This is a genomic window from Pseudoalteromonas sp. 3D05 (genome assembly GCF_002723455.1).
Lineage (GTDB): Bacteria > Pseudomonadota > Gammaproteobacteria > Enterobacterales > Alteromonadaceae > Pseudoalteromonas.
On sequence record NZ_PDUS01000028.1, the window covers coordinates 6,308 to 32,278 of the forward strand.

Sequence of the window (25,971 nt, forward strand, 5' to 3'; positions counted from 1 at the left end):
ACCTAGAACCTAGAACCTATTTAAAAAGGATTATCATGTCATTCAATACAATTTCAGTTATTGGTTTAGGCTATATCGGCTTACCAACAGCTGCGATGTTTGCATCACGTAAAAAAAACGTAATTGGTGTTGATGTAAATCAGCACGCGGTAGATACAATTAACCGTGGTGAAATTCATATAGTAGAACCCGATCTAGACATGATCGTACATGCAGCAGTAACAGAGGGCTATTTAAAAGCAGTAATCTCTCCAGAGCCTGCTGATGCATTTTTAATTGCAGTACCAACACCATTCAAGAACAATGACTCTACAATACCAGAACCTGACTTAAGCTACATAAAGAAAGCCTCTGAAGCTATTGCACCAGTGCTTAAAAAAGGGGATTTAGTAATACTAGAATCTACCTCACCGGTTGGTGCTACAGAGCAAATGGCGGAGTGGTTAGCTGCAGCCCGCCCTGATTTATCATTCCCTTCCCCTAATAAAGAGCATGCAGGTGGAAATGTTGATGTAAATGTAGCACATTGCCCAGAGCGAGTATTACCAGGCCATGTAGTGCGTGAGTTGGTTGAAAATGACCGTGTAATTGGTGGCATGACTGCCAAGTGTTCAGCCCGCGCTGTTGAGCTTTACAAAACATTTGTACAAGGTGAATGTGTAATAACCAATGCCCGTACCGCAGAAATGGCAAAGTTGACTGAAAACTCATGCCGTGATGTGCAAATTGCCTTTGCTAATGAGTTATCCATCATTTGTGATAAGTTAGATATCGATGTTTGGGAACTTATATCACTGGCTAACCGCCATCCACGGATTAACATTTTACAACCAGGTCCTGGTGTTGGTGGGCATTGTATAGCGGTAGACCCATGGTTTATTGTGAGTAAAACGCCTGAAGAGGCACAAATAATTCATACAGCACGTAAAGTGAACGATGAAAAGCCGCAATGGGTAATTAATAAAGTTAAGTTAGCTATTGCAGACTTTTTACAAGCTAACCCTACAAAAACGGCAAAAGATGTCACTGTAGCTTGTTATGGGCTGGCATTTAAGCCTGATATAGATGACTTACGCGAAAGCCCCGCTTTAAATATTACAAAGCAAATTGCTGAGTTACACTCAGGGGCTGTTATCGCTGTTGAGCCTAATATTCATTCTTTACCAAATCACATAGCCGAACTAGAGTTAGCTACATTTTCGGTTGCCAAAGAAAGGGCAGATATTCATTTGTTACTTGTTGACCATAAAGAATTCAAAGTTCAGAAAATGAAAAATAATTACTTAATCGATACTAAAGGAATTTGGGGTTAGATATGAATCACGTATTAAACTTAGTTGGACGTCATAAGGCACTTTTTACGCAGGATATTAATACTGCAGAAAATGAGCTTACCAAAGAAGTTTCTCAATCTCGTTTTCTTGTTTTAGGTGGTGCAGGCTCAATTGGTCAAGCTGTAACGAAAGAAATTTTTAAACGTAACCCTAAAAAACTACATGTTGTCGATATTAGCGAAAACAATATGGTCGAGCTGGTACGTGATATTCGCAGTTCTTTCGGTTATATCGAGGGGGATTTTCAAACATTTGCATTAGATATTGGTTCTATTGAATACGATGCTTTCATACAAGCTGATGGACAGTATGATTATGTTCTCAATTTATCTGCACTAAAGCATGTCCGTAGTGAAAAAGACCCATTTACATTAATGCGTATGATCGATGTAAATGTATTTAATACGGATAAAACTATTCAGCAATCAATTGATTGTGGCGCAAAGAAATATTTTTGTGTATCTACTGATAAAGCTGCTAACCCTGTAAATATGATGGGTGCCTCAAAGCGCATTATGGAAATGTTTTTAATGCGTAAAAGCGAAAAAATCGCTATTTCAACAGCTCGCTTTGCAAACGTTGCATTTTCTGATGGCTCATTATTACATGGCTTTAACCAGCGTATACAAAAGCAACAACCAATAGTTGCTCCTAGCGATATAAAACGCTATTTTGTTACACCTCAAGAGTCTGGTGAACTATGTTTAATGTCATGTATTTTTGGTGATAACCGGGATATTTTCTTCCCAAAACTAAGCGAAGCATTACATCTTATTACATTTGCTGACATTGCAGTTAAATACCTCAATGAACGAGGCTATGAACCGTATTTATGTAAAACGGAAGATGAGGCGCGTGAATTAGTTAAAACGTTACCAGCACAAGGTAAATGGCCATGCCTTTTCACTGAAAGTGATACAACGGGTGAAAAAGATTTCGAAGAGTTTTTTACCGACAGTGAAGAACTCGATATGGCCCGTTTTGAGAATCTAGGTATTATTAAAAATACGCCTGAATTTGACCTGCAGCTATTAAACGAATTTGAAAGCGAAATTGCTTCAATGAAAAATAATAAAGCGTGGACTAAAGAGCAAATTGTGGCGCTTTTCTTTAAAATGATCCCAGGGTTTGGTCATAAAGAGACCGGGAAATATCTTGATGGAAAAATGTAAGCGGGTGTCGTTATTATGAATAAGCAATTTGTTTCGTTTGTAAAAGACCTTTATCAAACTGATGAATTTATTCCATTACATGCGCCTACGTTTGCAGGTAATGAACAACAATACGTAGCAGAGACCATTAATAGCACATTTGTATCAAGTGTTGGTAAATTTGTTGATGACTTTGAAAATCATATTGAGATTTACACAGGTACTGCCAAAGCTGTTGCGACTGTAAATGGCACTGCAGCATTACATGCTGCGTTGTATATGGCAGGGGTTAGAGCAAATGATATAGTGATAACTCAAGCGCTTACATTTGTAGCTACCTGTAATGCATTACATCACATGGGCGCGCAGCCTGCATTTGTCGATGTTTCACCTATTAGTTTAGGGTTGTGCCCAAAGGCTTTAGAGTTGTTTTTAGATGAATACGCAGTTTTAACAGAAACTGGACCTATTCATAAAACTACAAGGCAGCGTATTAAAGCCGTTGTCCCTATGCACACGTTCGGGCACCCAGTTGAGTTGCATGAGCTTATGGCTGTATGCACTAAGTGGCAAATTAGTTTAATTGAAGATGCAGCTGAGAGTTTGGGTTCTTTTTATAAAGGTCAACACACAGGTACATTTGGCGATTATGGCGCTATTAGCTTTAACGGCAACAAAGTTATTACCACTGGCGGCGGCGGTATGGTGTTGTGTAAAACCTTAGATGCAGGTAAACATACTAAGCATGTAACTACAACCGCAAAAGTTCCTCATCCCTATGAGTTTTATCATGATGAAGCGGGTTTTAACTATCGCATGCCAAACTTAAATGCTGCGCTAGGCTGTGCACAAATGGAATCACTGCCTGCTTTTATCGAAAATAAACGTAAGCTCGCTTTATTGTATGCAGATTTTTTCAATAACTCAGAGTATCAATTTGTTACAGAGCCAAACTATGCCAAATCTAATTACTGGTTAAATGCAATAATTTGCCCGGATAAACAATCTCGTGAAGAACTGCTAAAAAATGCTAACGACAATGGTGTGATGACCAGACCAATTTGGCAATTGATGCATCGCTTACCGATGTTTAAAGATGTACTTAGAGGTGATCTTTCCTATTCTGAATTTATAGAAAGTCACTTGGTTAATATCCCAAGCTCACCAGTTAAAAGTTTAGGTGGAGTATAAATTTATGAAGGTTGCTGTTTTTACAGGCACGAGAGCTGAATATGGCTTACTCTTTTGGCTTTTAAAAGATATACAAGCTGACCCTGAACTGACATTGCAGCTGCTTGTTTCTGGTATGCACTTATCTTCAGAATTTGGTGAAACCTATAAGCAAATTGAACAAGATGGGTTTGAGATTGATGAAAAAATAGAAATTTTACTCTCCTCTGATACCGCAGTGGGTACTGCAAAGAGTATGGGGTTAGGAGTGCTTGGTTTTGCTGATGCATTAAACCGTTTAAAGCCCGATGCGATCGTGATTTTGGGCGATAGATTTGAAGCACTTGCAGCGGCACAAACGGCAATGATTTTGCGTATTCCTATTCTCCACCTGCATGGCGGTGAAATTACAGAAGGCGCTTATGACGATGCAATCCGCCACGCCATAACTAAATTGAGTTATTTGCACGGGACATCGACAGAAGAATATCAACAGCGTGTAATTCAATTAGGGGAGCAGCCTGAACGTGTACGCAATATTGGAGCTATAGGGCTTGACCACCTAAAGCGTGGTGAGTTTATGAATATAGATGAAATTGCAGACTCTTTAGGATTCAAACTTGGTCAGCGCTACTTTTTGGTGACTTATCATCCCGTTACTTTAGGTAATGAACAGCCAGAGCAAAGCTTTAATGCTTTACTTGAAGCGTTAACTGATTTTCCTGACTATCAGGTGATTTTAACCTACCCTAATGCTGACGATGGTGGCCGCCGTATCATTCCAATTCTTGAAGAGTACGCTAAGCAACAACCTGAAAGAGTGCATGCAATTCCATCACTTGGCCAAAAGCGTTATTTAAGTGCTGTTAAACATGCCGCTGTAGTCATTGGTAATTCATCAAGTGGCGTAATCGAAGTGCCGTCATTTAATGTGCCCACTGTGAATATAGGCGTTAGGCAAAAAGGTCGTTTAGCTGCTAAAAGCGTATTGCATTGTGATGCTACTAAGGCTGGAATTAAAGCTGCTATAAACAGCGCTCTTCAAGTTAATTATAAAACGCCAGGTGAAAAAATATCGAATCCTTATGGTGCCGGTAATGCAAGTGAGCAAGCTATCGCCATGCTCAAAACTCTAAACTTCGAACCAAGTAAGTCTTTTTACGATTTAAAGTGAGCATACTATGACCTTAATTATTGCAGAAGCTGGTGTTAATCATAACGGCAGTGACGAAATAGCTTTTTCTCTTGTTGATGCCGCCCATAAAGCGGGGGCAGATATCGTCAAGTTTCAAACATTTAAAGCCAAAAATTTAGTGACGGAAGAGGCACAACAAGCCGAATATCAAATAACTAACAGTGGCCAAAAAGAATCTCAGTTCTCAATGTTAAAACGACTTGAGCTCAGCTATGAGTCGCACCACAAATTAGTCAAATATTGTAATGACCTAGGTATCGAATTTTTATCAACAGCTTTTGATTCAGAAAGCCTGTCATTTTTAGTTGATGATTTAGGTATAACTAGGTTAAAACTGCCATCAGGCGAGATCACTAATGCACCTCTGGTACTAGAGCATGCAAGAACAGGGTGTGACCTAATTGTCTCAACAGGTATGGCTACACTATCAGAAATAGAGCAAGTGTTATCGGTGATTGCTTTTGGCTACTTAAACCCACAGGGCACGCCAAATGATGAAACATTACAAGCGGCGTATTTTTCTGAGCAAGGTAAACAACTATTAAAAGAAAAAGTGACCTTGCTACACTGTACAACAGAATACCCGGCTCCTTTTGGCGATATAAATTTAAATGCAATGGATACAATGAAAGATGCATTCAAACTGGCAGTTGGCTATTCTGATCACAGTGAAGGCATAATTGTACCGGTTGCAGCTGTAGCTAAAGGTGCCGTTTTAATTGAGAAACACTTTACAGTTGATAAAAGCCTGCCAGGGCCCGACCATAAAGCATCGCTGGATCCACAAGAATTAAAAGCCATGGTTGATGGTATTCGCACGGTTGAAAAAGTAATGGGAGATGGTATTAAAGGACCTCGACCATCAGAAGTAAAAAATAAAAGCGTAGCCCGTAAAAGCCTTGTAGCGGCAAATGCAATTACTGCTGGTGAATTATTTAGTGAAAACAACCTAGCTGTAAAGCGCCCAGGAAGTGGTTTAAACCCAATAAAGTATTGGCATTACTTAAATAAAGCAAGCAGCAAAAACTATAAAGCTGGCGACTTAATTGATGAGTAACCCCGGATATTTAATTATCGGCGGTGGTGGGCATGCTGCGGCCCTTGCTGAAATATTAATTAAGCAAAACAAACCATTATTAGGTGTTGTCGCGCCAGATATTTTAGCTGGTCATGCTATTTTTGATACTGTTCAGCATTACTTACAAGATGATGACGTATTAGCGTTTTCAGTTGATAAAGTATTATTAGTTAACGGTATAGGCGCAATGCCGCGACAAACGCTAAGAGAAAAAGTTTATACGCGTTTTATCGAGTTAGGTTATACATTTGCAACAGTTATTGCAGATTCAGCGTTAGTGTCAGATTATGCGGTACTGGCTAAAGGTGCACAAATTATGAATAACGCAGTGATTAATATTGGTAGTGAAATTGGCGAAAACACCATAATAAATACCTCAGTTTCAGTTGATCATGATTGCAAAATTGGTGCTCACTGCCATCTAGCTCCAGGCACAACATTAAGCGGGCAGGTAAAAGTGGAGAGTAATGTTCATATAGCTACAGGTAGTGGTATTATTAATAATGTAACGATAGGTTGTAATACGATTATTGGGGTTGGGGCTAATGTTACAAAATCAATTCCAAAATATTCTATAGCGTATGGTGCACGTTCAATAATTAAAGGATTAGGTGAATAGAGATGACGATTAACTGGAAAAAAGTTGTAGTTAGCCCTTCCGATTCGATTAAAGATGTATTAAAAGTTATTGATAAAGAAGCACTTAGGGTTGCTTTAGTTGTTGATAATAGAAAGCTAATAGGTATGGTAACGGATGGTGATGTGCGCAGGGGGATTTTACAAGGCGTTGAATTAGAGTCGCCTGTAAGTTTAATTATGAATGCGAACCCTGTTAGTGCAAATAAATCATTAAGTAGTAATGAATTAAAAGCACAGATGCAGTCAATGAAGATTTTATCGTTACCGCTTGTTGATGATAATGGGGAGCTTGTTGGCTTAAAAACTCTATATGAAACATTAACCATAGAAAAAAGAGAAAATCCTGTATTTATTATGGCTGGCGGTTTTGGCACTCGATTAAAGCCGTTAACAAATAATTGTCCAAAACCAATGCTGAAAGTAGGCGGTAAGCCTATGCTTGAAACATTAATTAATAGTTTTAAAAGTCATGGTTTTTACCGATTTTATATTTCTACACACTATCTCCCTGAAGTGATAATGAATTACTTTGGAGATGGTAGTGACTTTGAAATAGAAATTACATACATTCATGAGGAAACCCCTCTAGGGACTGGTGGTGCATTATCATTACTACCAGAATCATTACCAAAAGAGCCATTGATTATGATCAATGGTGATATTTTAACAAATGTTGACTTTAGTAAAGTGCTTAATTTTCATGAAAAGCACCAAAGCGATGCGACTATGTGTGTTCGGGACTACGAAATAAAAGTACCATTTGGTGTAATTGAAGGTAACGGCCATGAAATTACCGGTATAGTTGAAAAGCCGACATATCGTTATTTTGTTAATGCGGGCATTTATGTGATTTCAAATGAAATTATAAAATCGCTGAAAAATAATGAGTATTTAGATATGCCTACTTTATTTGAATTAAAGAAAGAACATGGCAATAAAATCCTAAAATTTCCAATTCACGAATATTGGTTAGATGTTGGACGCCATGATGACTTTAATAAAGCACAAGTTGATATTTATGAGTTAGGTCTATAAAATGAAGCCAAAAGTGTTAGCTGTTGTGCCTGCTCGTGCGGGAAGTAAGCGTCTCCCCCAGAAAAATATAAAGCCGTTAAATGGCTTACCGCTCATCGCCCATACTTTTGAGGCGATAAAGCAATCTGAATATATTACGGCTACAATTGCTACATCAGATTGCCCTGAAGTTCTTAGAATCAGCGAGCAATATAAAAACACCTACCCATTGAATCGACCCGCAAAGCTAGCATCTGATACTGCATCGTCTATTGATGTTGTACTTCATGCTATTGAGTTTGCAAAGCAACTAGGTATGTTTGATGTGATTTGCTTGTTACAACCAACATCTCCTCTACGCACCACGCAAGATATAGATAGCGCAATTGCTTTATATATTGAAAAGCAAGCTAGAGGCGTAGTTTCTTTAACAAAATGCCAGCATTCACCGCAATGGACTACGTCATTAGATACTTATATAGAGTTTAAGCAATTTATAAAAGGGCTGACTAATACTCGTTCTCAGGGTCTTAAAGAGTTTTATCAATTGAATGGCGCAATTTATTTAATTGATCGAGCTACATTACTAAGTACCAAAAAGCTTTTTTTAGAGGATGATTATTATCCATTTATTATGGCTGAAAAAAATTCGATAGATATAGATACTGAAATGGACTTTATAATGGCAAACATTCTGATGAGTAAGGGTAGATGTGATTAAGGTTCGCGGCTTTATTGTTTCAGATATTTTGTCGAAGGGTATAACCGCAGCTTTTATACCTCTATTTGCTTACTATATGGGCCCAAGCGATCTGGCTGCATTTGGCGGTTGGTTCTTAGTTTTTACAACTGTAAGTTTGTTCTTAAGCCTTGGTAGTCCTTCATATTTTTCAAAAAAAATAGTTGATAATAATGATGTTGACGAAGAGCTATTTCTATTTTTTATTCTTACTACTATTGTGTTGTTAGTATTTATAATTATTTGTTTTTCTTTTAAAGCTGATTTTACTCCTTTCTTGTGTGCATATTTTTTTGTTTTTTATCAATTAAGGTTATCTATATTGAGAGTGAGTAATAGACTTTACTCATATTGTAAAAATAATCTAGCGTTCTCTTTTTTATGCTCCATTGTACCATTTTTCGCTTACCTTTATTTCGACACTTGGTTTGCTAGAGTTTACTTTTATATTTTTATAACTGTGATCTTTGGAGGGGGGGCAATTTGGTTCTTACTTTGTTTTCGAACTTTTATTTTTAACTACAAGAAGTTAAAGCTTTTTTCAATTGATATTGTAAAGTTTGGTTTACCACTCTCTCTGGGTGGAACTATATTTTCACTGAGAACTTTATTTGATTTTTCGATGTTAGAAGATAATGGTAGTAAAGATTTAGCTGCTTCTTATTTTTTATCATTTCAAGTTATATCTATAATTTTACTTTTAGGGGCTATATTAAATAGAACATTACAACCTGCAGTTTTTAAATTGATTCGCGATGAGAAGAACTATAGTTCTCTATTAAATAATGTATCTATAAAAATGCTACTAGTATTAGTACCATTGTTGCTATTTGGATGGTTCTTTTCTTTACTTTATAGTGAATATGATGGGCTTTATTTATTTTTTGTGCCAATGTCTATTGGTGCAATTGTTTATACTATTGCACAATTATATAGTAGTGTATTTCTATATCATACCGAGTCAATGGGTTTACTTTTATGTGCAGTGTTGTCATCATTTTTACATGTTTTCTCTACACTGGTTTTTATATTTATAAATAAAGTTGAGCTAGTAGGTGCTTCATCCTTAATTAGTTCAATGTTTTTTGTTTTTTATATATTTAATTTGAAGAAGAAGTTTAAAAATGTTAGAGCATAAAGGTAGATTTAGTAGTGATTATTTTCTCGGTATTTTAATATCATTTCCTTTAGCTTACCCAGGGCCACCTTTTTATATTTTTTCATTTTTTGTTTTATCATTTCTTCTTCTTCGTGCCTTTAATGAGAAAGTAGAAATTGACTTTTTTGCTGTGATACTCCTTTTTATTAATTCGATTTCGTTGATACTTTCTTCTCTTATATTTAACTTTGAATTTGGGGCGGGAAGTTTTACTGCGCTTTTAGGTGGGTGTATATTTTTTATTTTTTTTATACTAACTCATTTTATTCGTGATAATGGTGCTTTTATTAAAGGCTTCATAGATGGAATATTTGTTCTTTGCTTAGCAACCATTTTGTTGTTTTTTTTATTAGGGGCTTATAAATATGGGGTTAAAATATTTTACATTCCTGATTATAGGTTGTGGGCTGAAGGGGTACTTCCAGACTGGCCAAATTATATAGTTTTTTTCTTTTGTTGTGCGGTATTACTATTGTTACTGAGAGATAAGAAAGTTAGTGTTTATCTTGTGCTTATATTACTAGCGGCAGCAATGACCACATCTAGATTATTTCTAGTCTGTCTTTTATTATCAATTACAATGTTAGGTTTTTTAAAGCTGTCAAAAAAATCGTTTTTAATGCTAATTACATTACTTATAGTGACTTATTTTCTCGCTGATTTTACGATAGGCTTTGATGAACAGATAGTTGAAAGGATGAGTAAATCAAATGATAGGGAAGGACTTTTTTCTGTATTAATCGAATTGTGGAGTTCTAGGCCTTTTCTTGGCTATGGTGTTATCTCGTTACATGAAGTAGCTGATTTAGATTATGCATCATTCCATAATAGCTATCTTGAAATGTTAGTCAAAGGTGGTGGAGTTGGTTTTGTATTGTTTATTGCATTTATTCTTAGAGGAGGGATTATCCTTTACTCTAGCGCTATTCCAAAAACTGATAAAACTATGTTATTTATTATTCTATTTTTCTTTTTGTTTTCAAGTTTGTTTCAGAATTATTTGAAACATCCACACATAATGGTTTTGTTTACATTTTTATTTTATGTTCTGCCAAGTAGTTATAAAAAAGAAAAACTTGCTTAATTTTGGAGTTGTTTTGAGTTATCCAGATTTTTATTATAGATCAATATTATATATTGATAATGTAAAACCTATATTGAATTTTTCTAAAAGTTATTTTTCATCATTAGATGAAGCAGAAAGTTTTTGTAATTTTGTTGTTATGAATAGTTCAATATATAGAAGTGATACTAAATGTGAGACTAATGAAATATTGAAAGAAAATGTGAGAGCAAAGAAGGTTTTTTCTATTGTTTTGAAATTTTTCATTCACAAATTGTTTAGGATTCATTATAAAGTAAAAACCAAAAATAAAGTGGAACAACTTATTAAAACTTGGGTTGAACTTAATTATCTAACATATGAAGATCGTGTCGGTAATATCTCAAAGTCGTTGTGTTTAGTTTTGCCTTTCCCCTTAAGTGTAAGTCGGCAGTTAAAATACGTATTAATGCTAAGAAAGTTACGAGTTCGATATTGTTTATATGGGCTTGGTTATTCGATGAGAGATCTAATTACCTTTCTTCTTAAAAGGGATATGCTTTCTTTATTTCAGCTAGAATATAATGCAAATGGAAAATCAGCTTCAGAATTTTTAAAATGTAAAAAATTAAAAGAAATATTAGTAATGGATGATGTTGATCCTTTTTCATGTGTCGTTAATAAACATTTATCTTTGAATAAAATTAGAGTTGAATGCACTTTGCATGGAGTTGGTACTTATGCTCCGTTTTACTTTGCAGACATAGTAAATGTTTTTAATGAAGCTCAATCTGAATATTATAAGCGCTTTAGACCTAATTTAATTACTAATACTTTGTATGAACCAAAAAAGTTAGATTTTCCTATAGGCTTTGATAATATTGTTTTTTATTCTGGGTTGTCAGTTACTACAGGGGACTTGAATAGGATGGTTGAAGAGCGAGTGTTGGGTTTATTGGCTGATTTATGCAATAAATATTCAGTTGAGATTCGGGTTAAGCTACACCCTAACTTTAAGGGCGTTTATAACTCAAGTGTTAAAAAGTTTGATGGTTTAATTAGCGATAATACACTGAATGTCAGTTTATACTCTACATCATACTATACAGTTAAAGTCGGAAAATCTATTTTGATTGAAACAAAGGAAATTCCAACTATGGCTTTATTTGGTACGGGAGAGTCTATTATTTGTGAATCAAACCTCGAAAGTATATTTAAATAAGGTTGTTTTTTTTGTTTACTTTATTCGCGAAAAGAGTCCGTCAATTTTTATGGGCTTTAAAATATGGAAGGTTACTCGAGATACTTTCAAAAGATATATATTGTGTAGGTGGATTTTCTAAAAGTCGAAAAGCAGAGATGATTTTCAATGGCAAGAGAGTCTATATTGGCCCAAACTGTAATGTTGGGTGCAGAATAGAGTTTTATAGCTCAATTCTTATTGGACCTAATGTATCATTTGTCGGTGCTGATCATGTTTATAATGATTTGGGATCGTTAATGTTTGACTCCGGAAGACCGGAAATGAAGGGAATAATAATTGAAGACGATGTTTGGGTTGGGCATGGCGCTATTATTATGGATGGGGTTAAACTTGGCCGTCATTCTATAATAGCGGCAGGATCAATTGTTACGAAGGATACAGTCCCTTTTTCAATAAATGCAGGTTGTCCTTCAAAGATAATAAAATATCGCTTTGATGATATGAAAATGAGAGAAGAATATTTAAAAAATATTTCTTATAGGATGTTGAGATGAAACAAATACTTCAGGATATGGCTAAAGGAGGTTCGGCCGTAGTTGAAGCTCCAGCCCCGTCAGCTACTAAAAACAATGTTGTAATTAATACAACTATAACGCTTATTTCAGCCGGCACAGAGCGCATGCTGGTTGATTTTGGTAAAGCTAACCTTATTGATAAGGCGCGCTCACAACCAGATAAAGTAAAAATGGTGCTTGAAAAAGTACAAACCGATGGTTTGATGACTACTGTTGATGCGGTTAAATCTAAGCTTGCACAGCCATTACCGTTAGGTTATTGCAATGTAGGTGTGGTGGATATTGTAGGGAAAGGTGCTGAGGGTTTTAAAGTTGGTGATAGGGTTGCTTCTAATGGGCCTCACGCTGATGTGGTACGTGTTGCAAAAAACTTAGTTGCAAAAATACCGGATAATGTTACGGATGAAGAAGCTGCTTTTACCGTTGTTGCAAGTATTGGCTTGCAAGGCATTCGTTTAGCTAACCCAACAATGGGCGAGTGTTTTGTTGTTACTGGTGTTGGCTTAATTGGTTTATTAACTGTGCAAATGCTACGTGCTCAAGGTTGCCGAGTATTAGCTATCGACTTTGACCAATCAAAACTTGATTTAGCAAAACAGTTTGGTGCTGAAATTTGTAACCCAGGCAAGGGAGAAGATCCAGTTGCTGCAGGTATGGCGTTTAGTCGTGGTGTTGGTGTAGATGGGGTTATTATTACAGCATCAACAAAATCAAACGATCCTGTCACACAGGCGGCTAGAATGAGCCGTAAACGTGGGCGCATCATTTTAGTGGGTGTAATTGGCCTTGAATTAAGCCGCGCTGACTTTTACGAAAAAGAGTTAACCTTTCAGGTTTCATGCTCTTATGGCCCTGGCCGTTATGATCCAAGTTATGAAGAGCAAGGTAACGATTACCCTTTATCGTTTGTTCGCTGGACGGAACAGCGCAACTTTGAAGCAATTCTTGATATGATGTCAGGTGGCCAGATAGATGTTAAACCATTAATAACTCATCGCTTTAAATTTGAGAATGCTAGCGATGCTTATGAACTTTTAACTACAGATAAAACTGCCTTAGGAATTTTACTGCAGTTTGAATCTGAAAGTGTAAAACGCCATAGTAAAACAATAAGCCTGCAGTCAGAGCCAACATATACAAAAGATGAGCCTGTAGTTGGTTTTATTGGCGCTGGTAATTATGCGTCACGTGTTTTAATCCCTGCATTTAAAGAGGCAGGTGCGAAATTCCATAGTATTTCTACTTCTGGTGGAATAAATGGCGTAATTCATGGTGAAAAAGCGGGTTTTAGCGAAGCTACAACTGATACTCAGAGTATGATAGAAAACCCGAGTATTAATACAATCGCTGTAGTAACCCAACATAATAGCCATGCTTATTTTGTTCAGCAAGCACTAAAAGCGGGTAAAAATGTATTTGTTGAAAAGCCATTAGCTATTACGCATGAAGAGCTTGCTGATGTAAAAACTGCTTACGATGAAGCTATTAAAGCAGAGAAAGCACCTAAGTTAATGGTCGGTTTTAATCGCCGTTTTTCTCCGCAAATTCAAAAAATGAAAGAGTTACTTGCTCCAATTAAAGAGCCTAAGTCATTTATTATGACTATGAATGCGGGAAGTATCCCTGCAGACCATTGGACACAAGATAACAGTGTAGGTGGCGGTCGTATTATTGGTGAAGCATGCCATTTTATAGATTTAATGCGTTATTTAGTTGATAGCGAAATTGTGAGTGTTCAAGCTCGTAGAATGGGGGATACTGATGCGGTTGAAATTACTGAAGATAAAGCCGCTATTATTCTTGGTTTTGCTGATGGATCATTTGGTACTATTCATTATTTAGCAAATGGTGCTGCTAGCTTCCCTAAAGAGCGTGTTGAGGTTTTTGTGGCGGGTAAAGTGCTACAATTAGACAACTTCGTTAAACTAAAAGGCTTTGGTTGGCAAGGCTTTAAAAAGCTTAACTTATGGAAGCAAGATAAAGGACAGAATAATTGTTCTAAGTTATTTTTAGATGCAATTAAAAATGGTACGGCTGCACCTATCAGCGCTAGCGAAATATTTGAAGTTGCCTCTATTTCAATAGATATAGCGCAGCAGTTACGAAAACAATGAAGTCTGCATTAATTAAGTTATCTAAGATATTTCACACTTTGAAATATCTTAGATTTGAGCAGTTTTACTACAGAGCGCTCTATAGACTTACAAAACCTAAAGTTGTAAGTCCTATTGCTGATGGAACTAATAGCTTCTGCTGGCAAGGTCCTTGCCTTTTTAAACAGTCAATTTTTGAAAATCACAAAGTGTCTTTTTTAAATGAAGAGGGTGTGGTTGAAAAAAACACTGACTGGAATAGCGATAGGTATTCAAAACTTTGGTTGTATAATCTGCACTATTTTGATGATTTAAGCTCTGAAACTCATCAAGCGCGTGAGTCTATACATTATAATTTTATTAACCGCTGGATTGACGATAACCCTCCTTGCTCAGGAAATGGTTGGGAGCCCTACCCACTATCACTTCGGTTAGTAAACTGGGTTAAGTGGTTTAGTAAAAAAGAAAGTGTTGAACAAAAGTATTTAAATAGTATTACGCAACAGGCTAGCGCGCTGTCTCAACAGCTTGAATACCATATTTTAGGTAATCATTTATTTGCTAACGCCAAAGCATTGACTTTTGTTGGGGCTTTTTTACGAGGTGATGAGGCTGAACGTTTTTTAAATCTAGGTTTAAAAATATTAGATAGAGAAATTGAAGAGCAATTTTTAGCCGATGGCGCTCATTTTGAATTGTCTCCAATGTATCATGAAATCCTGCTTTGGGATTTACTTGAGTTGATTGATTTAGCGAAAACGAGTCAAAATGTAATTCTATTAGCGCGTTTAAATGTTTGGGGGTTAGTGGCTAAAAAAGCACTTAATTGGCTTAAGTCAATGATTCACCCTGATGGTGAAGTCAGCTTTTTTAATGACGCGGCAATTGGCATCGCAGCAAGCCCCGCTGAAATTTTCAACTATGCTAATAAGTTAGGTCTTGAACACGAGTCACCATCAAACATACTAACTACCAATCATGCCAGTGGTTATAGTCGGGTGAAAAATGATAATTACACTTTTTTATTTGATCACGCAAACGTAGGGCCCGATTATCTACCTGGCCATGCACATGCTGATAGTTTAAGTTTTGAAATGTCAGTTGGTTCTCAACGTGTTTTTGTTAATTCAGGTACATCGCTGTACGGCGTTAGCAAAGAGCGCTTAAGGCAGAGAGAAACTCCAGCCCACAATACAGTAGTTGTTGATGGGCAAAGCTCTTCAGAGGTTTGGTCTGGCTTCCGTGTTGCTCGTAGAGCTTACACTCAACTTCTCAAGGCTAAAGAAAGCGCTGATAATATTACATTATCAGCAAGTCACGATGGCTATAAGCGATTAAAGCCAAAAGTTACTCACACAAGAACAATAAATGCGTTAACCGACTCTTGTATTATAACTGATGAATTATCTACTAAATCAGCCGCAGAATTTAATTTGCATGTTCATCCCGATGTAGAGGTAAAGCAAATAGATGAAACAAGTTTAGAGCTAAAGTTTGGATGCCAAAGTAAGGTGCTTTTAGTTAGTACACATGCGTGTTTTGTTGAAGAAAGCACTTGGCACCCAGAATTCGGTAAAACCATTCCCAATCAAAAAATAGTTATACCATTTACTAATGGTCAATTGATTACAGAAATAAAAATCCAAAAGGAATAGCTTTGAAAGTATTGGTGCTCTCATTTTATTACGCTCCCGATTTATGTGCTGGCTCATTCAGAACCACAGCTTTAATTGAGCAGCTAAAAAATAACCCTGATCTTGAGATTGAAGTTATTACAACTATGCCAAATCGGTATGCAAGTTTTGAGGCTGGTGCGCAGAAGCTTGAACAAACTGGCAATGTAACAGTTAGACGAATTGCTTTACCTTCGCATAAAAGTGGCATGCTGGATCAAATTAAATCTTTTGCTGCTTTTTATAAGCAGGTTAACAAACTTGTGAATGGTAAAAAGTATGATTTAGTTTTTGCAACGAGCTCTCGTTTATTTACTGCGTTTTTAGGGGCGAGAATTGCAAAACGAATTAATGCACCTCTGTATTTAGATATACGTGATATTTTTGTTGATACCCTAAAAGATGTGTTAAACCCAAAAGTTACTTTTGTTCTAAAACCCATACTGACATTAATCGAAAATTATACCTTTTCCACGGCTAAACATATTAATCTAGTATCAAAAGGTTTTGAGTGTTACTTTGTTAATCGTTTTAAAAGTGCAAACTACTCATGGTTTACAAATGGGATAGATAAAGAGTTTTTGGACACTGAATCGCCAACTGAATTAGAATCAAACAAGCCAGAATTGTTTACAGTACTATATGCAGGGAATATCGGTGAAGGTCAGGGGTTGAACACTATTATTCCTGAACTTGCAAAACTAGCTGGCGTCAAATATCATTTTAAAGTGATTGGAGATGGCGGCAGAAAGGCCGCTTTGGTTGAAGCAAGTAAGGGGATTGCTAATATCTCTTTTCATCCGCCAGTAAACCGTGAACAATTAATTCATGAGTATCTAAGTGCTGATATTCTCTTTTTACATTTAAACGATTACCCTGCTTTTGAAAAAGTGTTACCTTCAAAAATATTTGAATATGCCGCGGTGGGTAAACCTATTTTAGCCGGTGTAAGTGGTTATGCGGCTGAATTTATCAACCAAGAAGTTGATAACGCTGAAGTGTTTTACCCAAGCAATCATCAGCAAGCAGTTACTTCACTTAATTCATTAAAGCTTAGCCAAACGAATAGAGATAGCTTTATAAAAAAATATACGCGTACGAATATTATGATAAAAATGGCAAACTCAATAATTAGTTATGGTGGTAAAAAGTGAAACGGTTACTTATCACTGGTTACTCAGGTTTTGTTGGTAATAATTTAGTTGAGCAATTGAAAGGGAACTATCAACTAAATTTGCTAGGAAGAAAGCCATCTAATTTCGGAAATGTTTTCACACATGACTTGGACTCTAGTTCACTTTATAGTGACTCGCTTGTAAACGTCGATGTGGTAGTGCATTGCGCTGCAAGGGTCCATATTATGGATGATACTGCAAGTGACCCTCTTAATGAATTTAGAGCCGTAAATACTCTCGGAACACTTAATTTAGCTAAGCAAGCAGCACAAGCTGGTGTTAAGCGCTTTATATTTTTAAGCTCAATTAAAGTGAACGGTGAAAGTACGAGTGGTAAAATCCCTTTTACTGCAAGCGATAAATCAGCTCCGGAAGATCCTTATGGAATATCTAAAGCTGAGGCTGAACAACAATTATTAATGCTTGGTACAGAGACTGGGATGGAAATAGTGATTATTAGGCCGCCCCTTGTTTACGGTGAAGGTGTTAAAGCAAACTTTGCATCACTTATGCGCTTTGTTGGCAAAGGTTTACCATTGCCGTTTAGATCGATAAAAAGTAATAAGCGTAGTTTAGTATCAGTTTATAACTTGGTTGACTTAATTCAATTATGTATTGAGCACCCTAAAGCGGCCGGTCAAGTGTTTTTAGCTAGTGATGATCATGATTTATCAACCGCTGAAATGGTTGCACTAATGGCTAAGGTACAAAATAAAAGCAATTTTGCTCTTCCTGTGCCAGTTTGGTGTTTTAAATTAGCAGGTAAATTACTTAATAAGAGCGATGTTATTGATAGGCTCACAGGCTCTCTCCAGTTAGATATTACTCACACAAAAAACACCCTTGATTGGCAGCCGCCATACTCAGCTGAACATGGTTTCAAACTGGCTGCTAAAACCTCAACAAAATAATTAATGGATTTATAAATGATACGTTTGCTCGACTTTTTGTTTTCACTTTTTGGTTTGTTGTTTGCCTCACCATTTTTAGTGATTTTATACATTATTGGCTTGTTTGATACTGGCTCACCTATATTTACCCAAGAGCGTGTTGGCCGTAATAAAAAGCCTTTTACACTTGTTAAGTTTAGAACCATGACTGTTGATACTGCATCTGTAGCTAGTCACTTAGCAAGTACGGCTTCAATTACTCCTTTTGGTGGTTTTTTACGTAAAACTAAGCTTGATGAACTCCCGCAACTTTGGAATGTACTAAAAGGCGAAATGAGCTTGGTTGGCCCTCGCCCAGGTTTATTTAATCAAGAAGAATTAACTGCAGCTCGTGATGCTAAAAACGTATTTGCTGTACGCCCTGGTATCACCGGCCTTGCACAAGTTAACGAAATTGACATGTCTACCCCTGAGTTACTCGCAAAAACAGATCGCGAGATGATAGATACCATGACTATCGGTAATTACTTTAAATATATATTAATGACAGTAACCGGAAGTGGTAGTGGGGATCGGGTTAAGTAAAGGTTCTAGGTTCTAGGTGCTAGGAAAGATACTAGGTACTAGGGAAGTGCCTAGGTAGTATGAAAAGTCTAGAAAACTAAGGAAGGTAATTATGCAATTTGAAAAACTGGATGTTTGGAAAAGAGCTTCTCGTTTAGCTTGTGATATTTATAAAGTTACGAAAGATTGTAAGGATTATGGCTTTAAAGATCAGGTAACACGATCGGCTGTTTCGATCCCTTCTAATATAGCTGAGGGTATGGAGCGCGAAACCTCAAACGATGAATCTCGGTTTTTATATTATGCGAAAGGCTCTGCTGGTGAGTTAGTTACACAACTTTATATTGGCATTGAGATTGGCTTTATAGAAAAAGAGCATGGATTAAAGTTAATATCTGAAGCTAAAGAAGTTGCAGCTATGGTAGCTGCATTAATTAAACGCAGAAAAGGCTTTGTGAAAGAGCAAGAGCCTAGTTATGATATTGCTAGCTCCTAGCTCCTAGCTCCTAGCTCCTAGCTCCTAGCTCCTAGCTCCTAGCTCCTAGCTCCTAGCTCCTAGCTCCTAGCTCCTTCGCAATTTATAAGCTATAATTCATAAAATTTTAACAAAGTAATAGTTTACTACTATTCTTACTTTTTGAATCAACAAATTACAAGAAAAGGGAACTTGTTGTGGATAGTTTCATTCGTTCTATTTTGAGTGCATCACGTGCTAAAAAGCGCGCAATTACATTATTTATCGATGCGTTATTTATTGCTGCTGCCTTTTGGTTAGCATTAATTGTCCGCTTAGACAGCCTTACCCCTTTTAATGAGCCAAGTAATTGGCTGTTACTTGCTTTACTTATACCTACTGGTTTATATGCATTTATTAGTTTAGGCTTATACCGCGCAGTACTCAGATATATGAACTCACAAGCATTGTGGGCTATTGTATTAGGTACCGTAATAACTACCGCAGCCTTGGTGCTTTTATCGTTTTTTGTGGGCGTAAGTATACCGCGTACAATGCCATTTATATTTGCATGGCTATGTTTGTTGACGGTGGGTGGATCGCGCATTTTAGTGCGTGCCATGATTGGTAAAATGGCCACAGCAAATAAAGAATCAGTGATTATTTATGGTGCTGGCTCTGCGGGCAGGCAGTTAGCTACGGCATTGGGCGCTGGGCCAGAGTATTTTGTACGCGCATTTATTGATGATGACGATACAAAGCAAGGCTCTATCATTCAGGGTATTCCAGTTATAAGCTTTAAAGGTATTTACGAATTAATTAATAAAGGTAAAGCGACAAAAGTGTTATTAGCATTACCTAGTGCAACACGCGCACGCCGTAAAGAAGTGTTAGCACAGCTTGAACCTCTCACTATTAAAGTACTTTCAATTCCTGGGATGGCTGATGTTGTTGAGGGTAAAGCTAAGCTTTCTGAGTTCAGGGATGTTGAAATTGAAGATTTATTAGGCCGAGACCCAGTCACGCCAAAGCCTGAGTTAATGGCGGCTAATATAACTGGTAAAGCAGTGATGGTAAGTGGTGCTGGAGGGTCAATTGGCTCAGAATTATGTAGACAAATTATTCGGCTTCACCCTAAAAAGTTAGTGTTATTCGAAATTTCAGAATTCGGTTTATATTCTATTGAAAAAGAGCTTAATGAGTATGTAATTAATAACAATATCGACCTCGAGCTTATTCCAATAATGGGGTCTGTACAGCGAATTAACCGTATTGAAACAGTTATGATGGCGTTTGGTGTGCAAACGGTATATCACGCGGCAGCTTATAAGCATGTTCCTTTAGTTGAGCATAATGTGGTTGAAGGCGTACGCAATAATGTATTTGGTACTTATTATGCAGCTAAGGCTGCAATAAATGCGGGTGTTGAAACCTTTGTATTGATATCTACCGATAAAGCAGTGCGGCCAACCAATGTAATGGGTGCAACTAAGCGAATGGCTGAGCTTGTACTACAAGGCCTTGCGCAAAATAAAGGTGTTAAGCATAAAACGCGTTTTTGCATGGTGCGATTTGGTAATGTGTTAGGTTCATCAGGCTCTGTGGTGCCTTTATTCAGGCGCCAAATTAAAGAGGGCGGGCCTATTACGCTAACTCACCCTGATATCACCCGCTTTTTTATGACCATACCTGAAGCCGCGCAGCTGGTTATTCAGGCAGGTTCCATGGGTAAAGGCGGCGACGTATTTGTGCTTGATATGGGTGAGTCAGTAAAAATTAAGGATTTAGCTTCAAAAATGGTGCGGTTATCTGGCTTTGAGGTAAAAGATGATACCAACCCCCATGGCGATATTGAAATTAAATGCACAGGCCTTCGGCCAGGTGAAAAACTATATGAAGAGTTATTGATTGGCGATAATGTTGGTGAAACCACACATGAGCGTATTATGACTGCAAATGAAGCTATGCTGCCGTTTGCTGAGCTTAATGTGTTTTTAGAAGCACTTGATATTGCTTGTCATAACTTTGACCATGAAACAATTCGTCAGCTGTTGCTAGATGCACCTACTGGGTTTAACCCAACCGATGGTATTTGTGATTTGGTTTGGAATGCTAAAAAGCAATTGCCTGAAGCAAGTTCTAAAAAAGTGGTAAATATTAAGAATTAGGCCCGAGGCGCTAGGTTTTTCGCCAGCAAGCTTAACGCCTACGGATGAGTTATACACAGTTGAGTTTAATTATTTACTCGTAGGCGAGTGGCTTGCCACCGCGAAAGGTTTTAGGCTCTAGGGAAGAGACTAGGTTGCTAGGTGTATTTAGTTTTTCCTCTTTTTGTTCTCATTCACTTCTCTGTGCAAGTGGTGTTTTAGGGAGTTTGTTGCGTCAGCAAGCTTAACGCCTACGGTGGTTGTTTACACATTAGAGTCAATTATTTTTATGTAGGCGAGTGGCTTGCCACCGCCTTTTTATAAAGTTGTGAACATGATGATCATAAATACATGCTTATTCATTGCTTAAAACAAACAATTCACAGATAGATGTCTTTTGAAAACTGAATGTTCTTATGCCAGCTCGATGTAATGGCGTTTCAGCTTTTGGTGTTGTGTTACCTTCGTCATTCATTATGAGTTCTTGCTCCTTAATCTCCCCTCCTTGCAAGTGCTAAAAATTACATGTGCTTGAATTAATCTGAATTATTTTCTTATTACTTTCATATAACTTGACTATAGTTTTATTATTCTGGAAAAATTTATAAAACTAGCCTTAGACTAATAGGCCTTAATATTTAAGTTTAAGTACAAAAAGTATATGGGAGCTTTGATGAAAATAGCGGTTATTGGTACAGGGTATGTTGGGTTATCGAATGCTTTGTTACTTGCGCAGCATAATGAGGTCGTCGCACTCGATATTGACGAAGCAAAAATTAACCTTTTAAAAGATAAGCAGTCTCCTATTGTTGACGTAGAGATATCGCATTTTTTAAATAACAAGCGTCTTGATTTTACTGCAACCACGGATAAAGCGCTTGCGATTGCTGATGCTGATTTTGTAATAATTGCGACCCCGACTGATTACGACCCTGAAACAAACTACTTTAATACTCAATCAGTTGAGAGTGTGATTGAAGATGTGTTGGCAATAAACCCGAACACAACCATGGTAATCAAATCGACTGTCCCAGTGGGCTACACCGAGTCGGTTAAAGAAAGCTTTGCAACAAACAACATCATTTTTTCACCTGAGTTTTTGCGTGAAGGTAAAGCGCTACATGATAACTTAAACCCTTCCCGTATTATTGTTGGCGAGCAAAGTGAACGAGCAAAAACGTTTGCTAATTTATTAGCGCAAGGCGCTGTTAAAGCTGGTATTGATATTCTGTTTACAGACTCGACAGAGGCTGAAGCAATCAAGCTATTTTCAAATACTTATCTTGCTATGCGTGTCGCGTACTTTAATGAGCTTGATAGCTATGCAGAAAGTCGCGGCTTAAATGCCAAGCAAATTATTCAGGGAATAGGTCTGGACCCACGTATCGGTAATCATTACAACAACCCGTCTTTCGGCTATGGTGGCTATTGTTTACCCAAAGATACAAAGCAACTCTTGGCTAACTATCAAAACGTTCCTAACAACATTATTGCCGCTATTGTTGAAGCTAACATGACACGAAAGGCATTCATTGCAGACTCTATCATCAAACGCAACCCTAAAGTTGTTGGGGTGTATCGCCTTGTGATGAAATCAGGGTCTGACAACTTTAGGTCATCTGCGATTCAAGGAATTATGAGACGAATTAAAGAAAATGGGATTGAAGTGGTGGTGTATGAGCCACGATTAAATGACAAATCATTTTTTGATTCTCGAGTCATTAAAAGTTTGGATGAATTTAAGAAAATGTCTGATGTAGTTGTATCAAACAGAATGGTTGAAGAGCTTAATGATGTTGTGGATAAAGTGTATACGCGAGACTTATTTGGCAGTGATTAGTTGCAAAGTGCCTGATTATAAGGTTAAAGGTGCTAGGGAAGAGACTAGGTTCTAGAGAAGTGACTAGACACTAAACCTAACTTATTCTTCTCGGTGCAGCGCGTAGCGTCTCGGTGTTCTAGGTGGTAAAAATTGTTTAATAATCCATTAACCACAGAGATCACTAAGAGCAAAGAAGTAGAGATTAAGGCATTAGCAAAGGTGCTAGGGTTTAGATGCTTTTTATCTTGTAGCTGGATACCTGCGGCTCGTAGCTTTGATTGTTTTATAGTTTATAATTTTTGCTGAACCTAAAACCTAAAACCTAAAACCTAAAACCTAAAACCTAAAACCTAAAACCTAAAACCTAAAACCTAAAACCTAAAACCTAAAACCTAAAACTTACCCCTTCGCTATTTCTATCTTTACTTCATTCCCCAATACCTCACTGTATTTATCTGCCAGTGCCTGTTTGGCATTATCGTCACCATGCACTATTTTTATATGGCTGGGCTTTTTACGCATGCCGGTTACAAATTTTAGTAAGCCATTCTGATCAGCGTGAGCGCTGTAGCCGCTTATGGTATGAACTTTGGCGTTTATATTTACTTTTTTATCGTTAATGATTACATAGCCATTTTTTGGGCCGTAAGTTTGAATGTCTCGCCCCAGGGTGCCACGGCCTTGGTAGCCAACAAAAATAACATCAGTGGTTTTGTCTGCTAAAAATGCATCTAAGTAATTAACTATTCGGCCTCCTGTACACATGCCACTCGCAGCAAGAATAATCGCGGGCTGTTTTCGGCTGCGTAAATAATTAATAACTGCTTGGTGTTCCTGATGGCTATCAACGGTGTGTAAGCTCTCAAAGTTGAGAGGGTGGCGTCCTTTTGCAATGCGTTTTTTTGCCTCATCGTCCCATAGGTTTTTAAATTGACAATATTGTTGGGTAAAGTTTGCGGCCATGGGGGAGTCTATAATGACCTCAATTGAGCGCCAGATAGCGTGTTTTTTTGAGTTATGAATTAGTTGCTCTAACTCGTAAAGCAGCTCTTGTGTACGACCTATGCTAAATGCAGGAATAAGCACTACACCGTTATCTGATACGGCTTTTTCGATGATTGCTTTTAAGGTTTGAGTTCGTTGTTTGCGACCTTGATGGTTTTTATCGCCATAGGTTGATTCAATGACTAATGTATCTGCTTTATAGGGCGCTTTAGGGGTTGGTAAAAGGGGTGTATAGGGCGCGCCTAAATCGCCTGAAAACACAACTCTATGACTTGATGGTTTTTTACCAATATCTATCTCAACATAAGCAGAGCCCAAAATATGCCCCGCTCTTTGTATGCGTGCCTTCGCTAGCTCGTGGTCGTTATTTACGGGTAATTCAAACCATGTATTAAATTCCACTTTGATAATCAGTTTGCTGAGTAGGTTTAAACACGCGTTAATAATGGTTTGATCGCGCGTAACGCCAACTTTTAATGCATCTTCAATTACAAGTGGGAGTAAGCTTGCGGATGCAACAGAGGTGTATATAGGCCCGGTAAAGCCAGCGGCCAATAAGTAGGGAATTCTGCCAACATGATCAATATGGCAGTGCGTAACAATTAGCGCAGTGACATTCGATATATCGAAATCGATTGCTAAGTCGACTCCGGCGTCTTCCCCTTGAAATAGTCCGCAGTCGATTAGAATAGAGGTATTTTTACTAATTTGTAGTTCATGGCATGACCCTGTAACGCCATTCACCGCTCCGTGGTGTTTTATTTGCATAGTCTATTCCTATAATTAGATTTGAAAAGTGTAGCATTAAAGATTTATTTGTACCTAATTAGCTTTATAGGCGCATGGCTTGCCATCGCGTTTTATAAGTTTTGAATGGTGCTTATTGCGTCAGCAAGCTTGACGCCTACGGGTGTTAAAATTTAATTGTAGGCGAATGGCTTGCCATCGCGTTTATGAGAGTTTGGCTTTTATTCACATAGTACTATTATTAAATGTGTCTAATGGAGGGACTCATGTGTGATAGTAATAAAAGAGTGAAGGGGCGACATTCAGCACGCTATAGTTTTTATTCAGTAACGATTTGCTGTGAGCAACGAATTCCCATTTTTGCAAACTTTGGAATCGCTTGTGTTGTATCACAACAAATATATCAATTTAGTAGAAGTAAAAGCGTATCAACTATTTGCTTTTCATTAATGCCCGATCACTTACACTGGCTATTTCAGTTACAAGATGAAACCATGAGTTTGTCGCGCTTGATCGGGCAGTTTAAAAGTACAACCAAATTAAAAGTTAACAGAAAAAGAGGTTTAAGCGGGCGGATATGGCAAGCCAATTTTTACGATCATAGAATTAGAGCTGAAAGCGACTTAATTCAGCAGTCTCGATATATCGTTGCTAACCCCTTAAGAGCTGGATTGGTTAAAAATATCGGTAATTATCCATTTTGGGATTGTTGTTATTTGGGGTAATTTTTATTGTTGCGTCAACAAGCTTAACGCCTATGGGTGTTAAGGTTTAATTCCGGTGTTAACATTTACCTGTAGACGAGTGGCTTGCCACAGCATTTTAGGTATTTATTGGTGTTTGTTGCGTCAGCAAGCTTAACGCCTACGGTGTTAAGGTGAAGTTTCGGGTTAATATTTTAATTGTAGGCGAATGGCTTGCCATCGCGCTTTATAAGTTTTGAATGGTGCTTGTTGCGTTAGCAAGCTTAACGCCTACGGGTGTTAAAATTTGCTTATAGGCTAATGGCTTGCCATCGCGCTTTATAAGTTTTGAATGGTGGTTGTTGCGTCAGCAAGCTTGACGCCTACGGGTGTTAAAATTTAATTGTAGGCGAATGGC

Annotated in this window: 22 protein-coding genes; 21 read left to right on the forward strand and 1 reads right to left on the reverse strand. The window is 37.4% G+C overall.

All coding sequences use genetic code 11. From position 1 onward, the window contains the following. The first annotated feature begins 35 nt into the window (after positions 1-35). From wecC to CSC79_RS19005, 20 genes are all read left to right on the forward strand, one after another. Positions 36-1,313, forward strand: coding sequence for a UDP-N-acetyl-D-mannosamine dehydrogenase (gene wecC / locus CSC79_RS18910; RefSeq protein ID WP_099297542.1), 1,278 nt, complete (start codon positions 36-38; stop codon positions 1,311-1,313). A 2-nt stretch (positions 1,314-1,315) separates the two neighbouring features. Continuing rightward, entirely contained in the window at positions 1,316-2,506 is a 1,191-nt protein-coding gene (locus tag CSC79_RS18915) for a UDP-N-acetylglucosamine 4,6-dehydratase (protein ID WP_099297544.1), read from the forward strand. A gap of 15 nt (positions 2,507-2,521) precedes the next feature. After that, positions 2,522-3,676 carry a LegC family aminotransferase gene (locus CSC79_RS18920; protein ID WP_099297546.1) on the forward strand — a complete coding sequence of 385 codons (1,155 nt, stop codon included), beginning with the start codon at positions 2,522-2,524 and terminating at the stop codon, positions 3,674-3,676. A gap of 4 nt (positions 3,677-3,680) precedes the next feature. Next, entirely contained in the window at positions 3,681-4,829 is a 1,149-nt protein-coding gene (gene neuC / locus CSC79_RS18925) for a UDP-N-acetylglucosamine 2-epimerase (protein WP_099297548.1), read from the forward strand. 7 nt (positions 4,830-4,836) lie between these two features. After that, positions 4,837-5,907 (forward strand): N-acetylneuraminate synthase, encoded by a 1,071-nt coding sequence (gene neuB, locus CSC79_RS18930; RefSeq protein ID WP_099297550.1) that lies wholly within the window; start codon positions 4,837-4,839, stop codon positions 5,905-5,907. Continuing rightward, positions 5,900-6,547, forward strand: coding sequence for an acetyltransferase (locus CSC79_RS18935; protein ID WP_099297552.1), 648 nt, complete (start codon positions 5,900-5,902; stop codon positions 6,545-6,547). Before neuB ends, CSC79_RS18935 begins: the two co-directional genes overlap by 8 nt. A gap of 2 nt (positions 6,548-6,549) precedes the next feature. Next, positions 6,550-7,602 carry a nucleotidyltransferase family protein gene (locus tag CSC79_RS18940; RefSeq protein WP_099297554.1) on the forward strand — a complete coding sequence of 351 codons (1,053 nt, stop codon included), beginning with the start codon at positions 6,550-6,552 and terminating at the stop codon, positions 7,600-7,602. Position 7,603: 1 nt separating this feature from the next. Next, positions 7,604-8,302, forward strand: coding sequence for an acylneuraminate cytidylyltransferase family protein (locus CSC79_RS18945; RefSeq protein WP_099297556.1), 699 nt, complete (start codon positions 7,604-7,606; stop codon positions 8,300-8,302). Further along, the gene (locus tag CSC79_RS18950; RefSeq protein WP_099297558.1) at positions 8,295-9,458 is read left to right on the forward strand and encodes a hypothetical protein; all 1,164 of its coding nucleotides are present in this window, start codon (positions 8,295-8,297) and stop codon (positions 9,456-9,458) included. Before CSC79_RS18945 ends, CSC79_RS18950 begins: the two co-directional genes overlap by 8 nt. Further along, positions 9,445-10,563, forward strand: coding sequence for an O-antigen ligase family protein (locus CSC79_RS18955; protein ID WP_099297560.1), 1,119 nt, complete (start codon positions 9,445-9,447; stop codon positions 10,561-10,563). The genes CSC79_RS18950 and CSC79_RS18955 overlap by 14 nt, the downstream gene beginning before the upstream one ends. Positions 10,564-10,576: 13 nt before the next feature. Further along, positions 10,577-11,743, forward strand: coding sequence for a hypothetical protein (locus CSC79_RS18960; RefSeq protein WP_143483844.1), 1,167 nt, complete (start codon positions 10,577-10,579; stop codon positions 11,741-11,743). Positions 11,744-11,754: 11 nt separating this feature from the next. Further along, entirely contained in the window at positions 11,755-12,279 is a 525-nt protein-coding gene (locus CSC79_RS18965) for an acyltransferase (protein ID WP_099297564.1), read from the forward strand. Then, entirely contained in the window at positions 12,276-14,414 is a 2,139-nt protein-coding gene (locus CSC79_RS18970; RefSeq protein ID WP_099297566.1) for a bi-domain-containing oxidoreductase, read from the forward strand. The genes CSC79_RS18965 and CSC79_RS18970 overlap by 4 nt, the downstream gene beginning before the upstream one ends. 188 nt (positions 14,415-14,602) lie before the next feature. Further along, positions 14,603-16,048 (forward strand): alginate lyase family protein, encoded by a 1,446-nt coding sequence (locus CSC79_RS18975; RefSeq protein ID WP_237114067.1) that lies wholly within the window; start codon positions 14,603-14,605, stop codon positions 16,046-16,048. Between the two features lie 2 nt (positions 16,049-16,050). Continuing rightward, positions 16,051-17,220 carry a glycosyltransferase family 4 protein gene (locus CSC79_RS18980; RefSeq protein ID WP_099297570.1) on the forward strand — a complete coding sequence of 390 codons (1,170 nt, stop codon included), beginning with the start codon at positions 16,051-16,053 and terminating at the stop codon, positions 17,218-17,220. Then, positions 17,217-18,152: an SDR family oxidoreductase gene (locus tag CSC79_RS18985; RefSeq protein ID WP_099297572.1), complete on the forward strand. Its 936-nt coding sequence runs from the start codon at positions 17,217-17,219 to the stop codon at positions 18,150-18,152. Before CSC79_RS18980 ends, CSC79_RS18985 begins: the two co-directional genes overlap by 4 nt. Positions 18,153-18,167: 15 nt before the next feature. Continuing rightward, positions 18,168-18,716: a sugar transferase gene (locus tag CSC79_RS18990; protein ID WP_099297574.1), complete on the forward strand. Its 549-nt coding sequence runs from the start codon at positions 18,168-18,170 to the stop codon at positions 18,714-18,716. A gap of 91 nt (positions 18,717-18,807) precedes the next feature. Further along, the gene (locus CSC79_RS18995) at positions 18,808-19,191 is read left to right on the forward strand and encodes a four helix bundle protein (protein WP_099297576.1); all 384 of its coding nucleotides are present in this window, start codon (positions 18,808-18,810) and stop codon (positions 19,189-19,191) included. Between the two features lie 176 nt (positions 19,192-19,367). Then, positions 19,368-21,317, forward strand: coding sequence for a nucleoside-diphosphate sugar epimerase/dehydratase (locus CSC79_RS19000; RefSeq protein ID WP_099297578.1), 1,950 nt, complete (start codon positions 19,368-19,370; stop codon positions 21,315-21,317). A gap of 652 nt (positions 21,318-21,969) precedes the next feature. Further along, a complete protein-coding gene (locus tag CSC79_RS19005; RefSeq protein ID WP_099297580.1) occupies positions 21,970-23,136 on the forward strand; it encodes a nucleotide sugar dehydrogenase in 1,167 nt (388 codons plus the stop codon). 381 nt (positions 23,137-23,517) lie between these two features. Here CSC79_RS19005 and CSC79_RS19010 read toward each other — a convergent pair whose 3' ends face one another. Next, positions 23,518-24,891, reverse strand: coding sequence for an MBL fold metallo-hydrolase (locus CSC79_RS19010; protein WP_099297582.1), 1,374 nt, complete (start codon positions 24,889-24,891; stop codon positions 23,518-23,520). A 245-nt stretch (positions 24,892-25,136) separates the two neighbouring features. On the opposite strand from CSC79_RS19010, the gene CSC79_RS19015 reads away from it, so the two are divergent. Further along, a complete protein-coding gene (locus CSC79_RS19015; RefSeq protein WP_099297584.1) occupies positions 25,137-25,595 on the forward strand; it encodes a transposase in 459 nt (152 codons plus the stop codon). Positions 25,596-25,971: the final 376 nt, after the last annotated feature.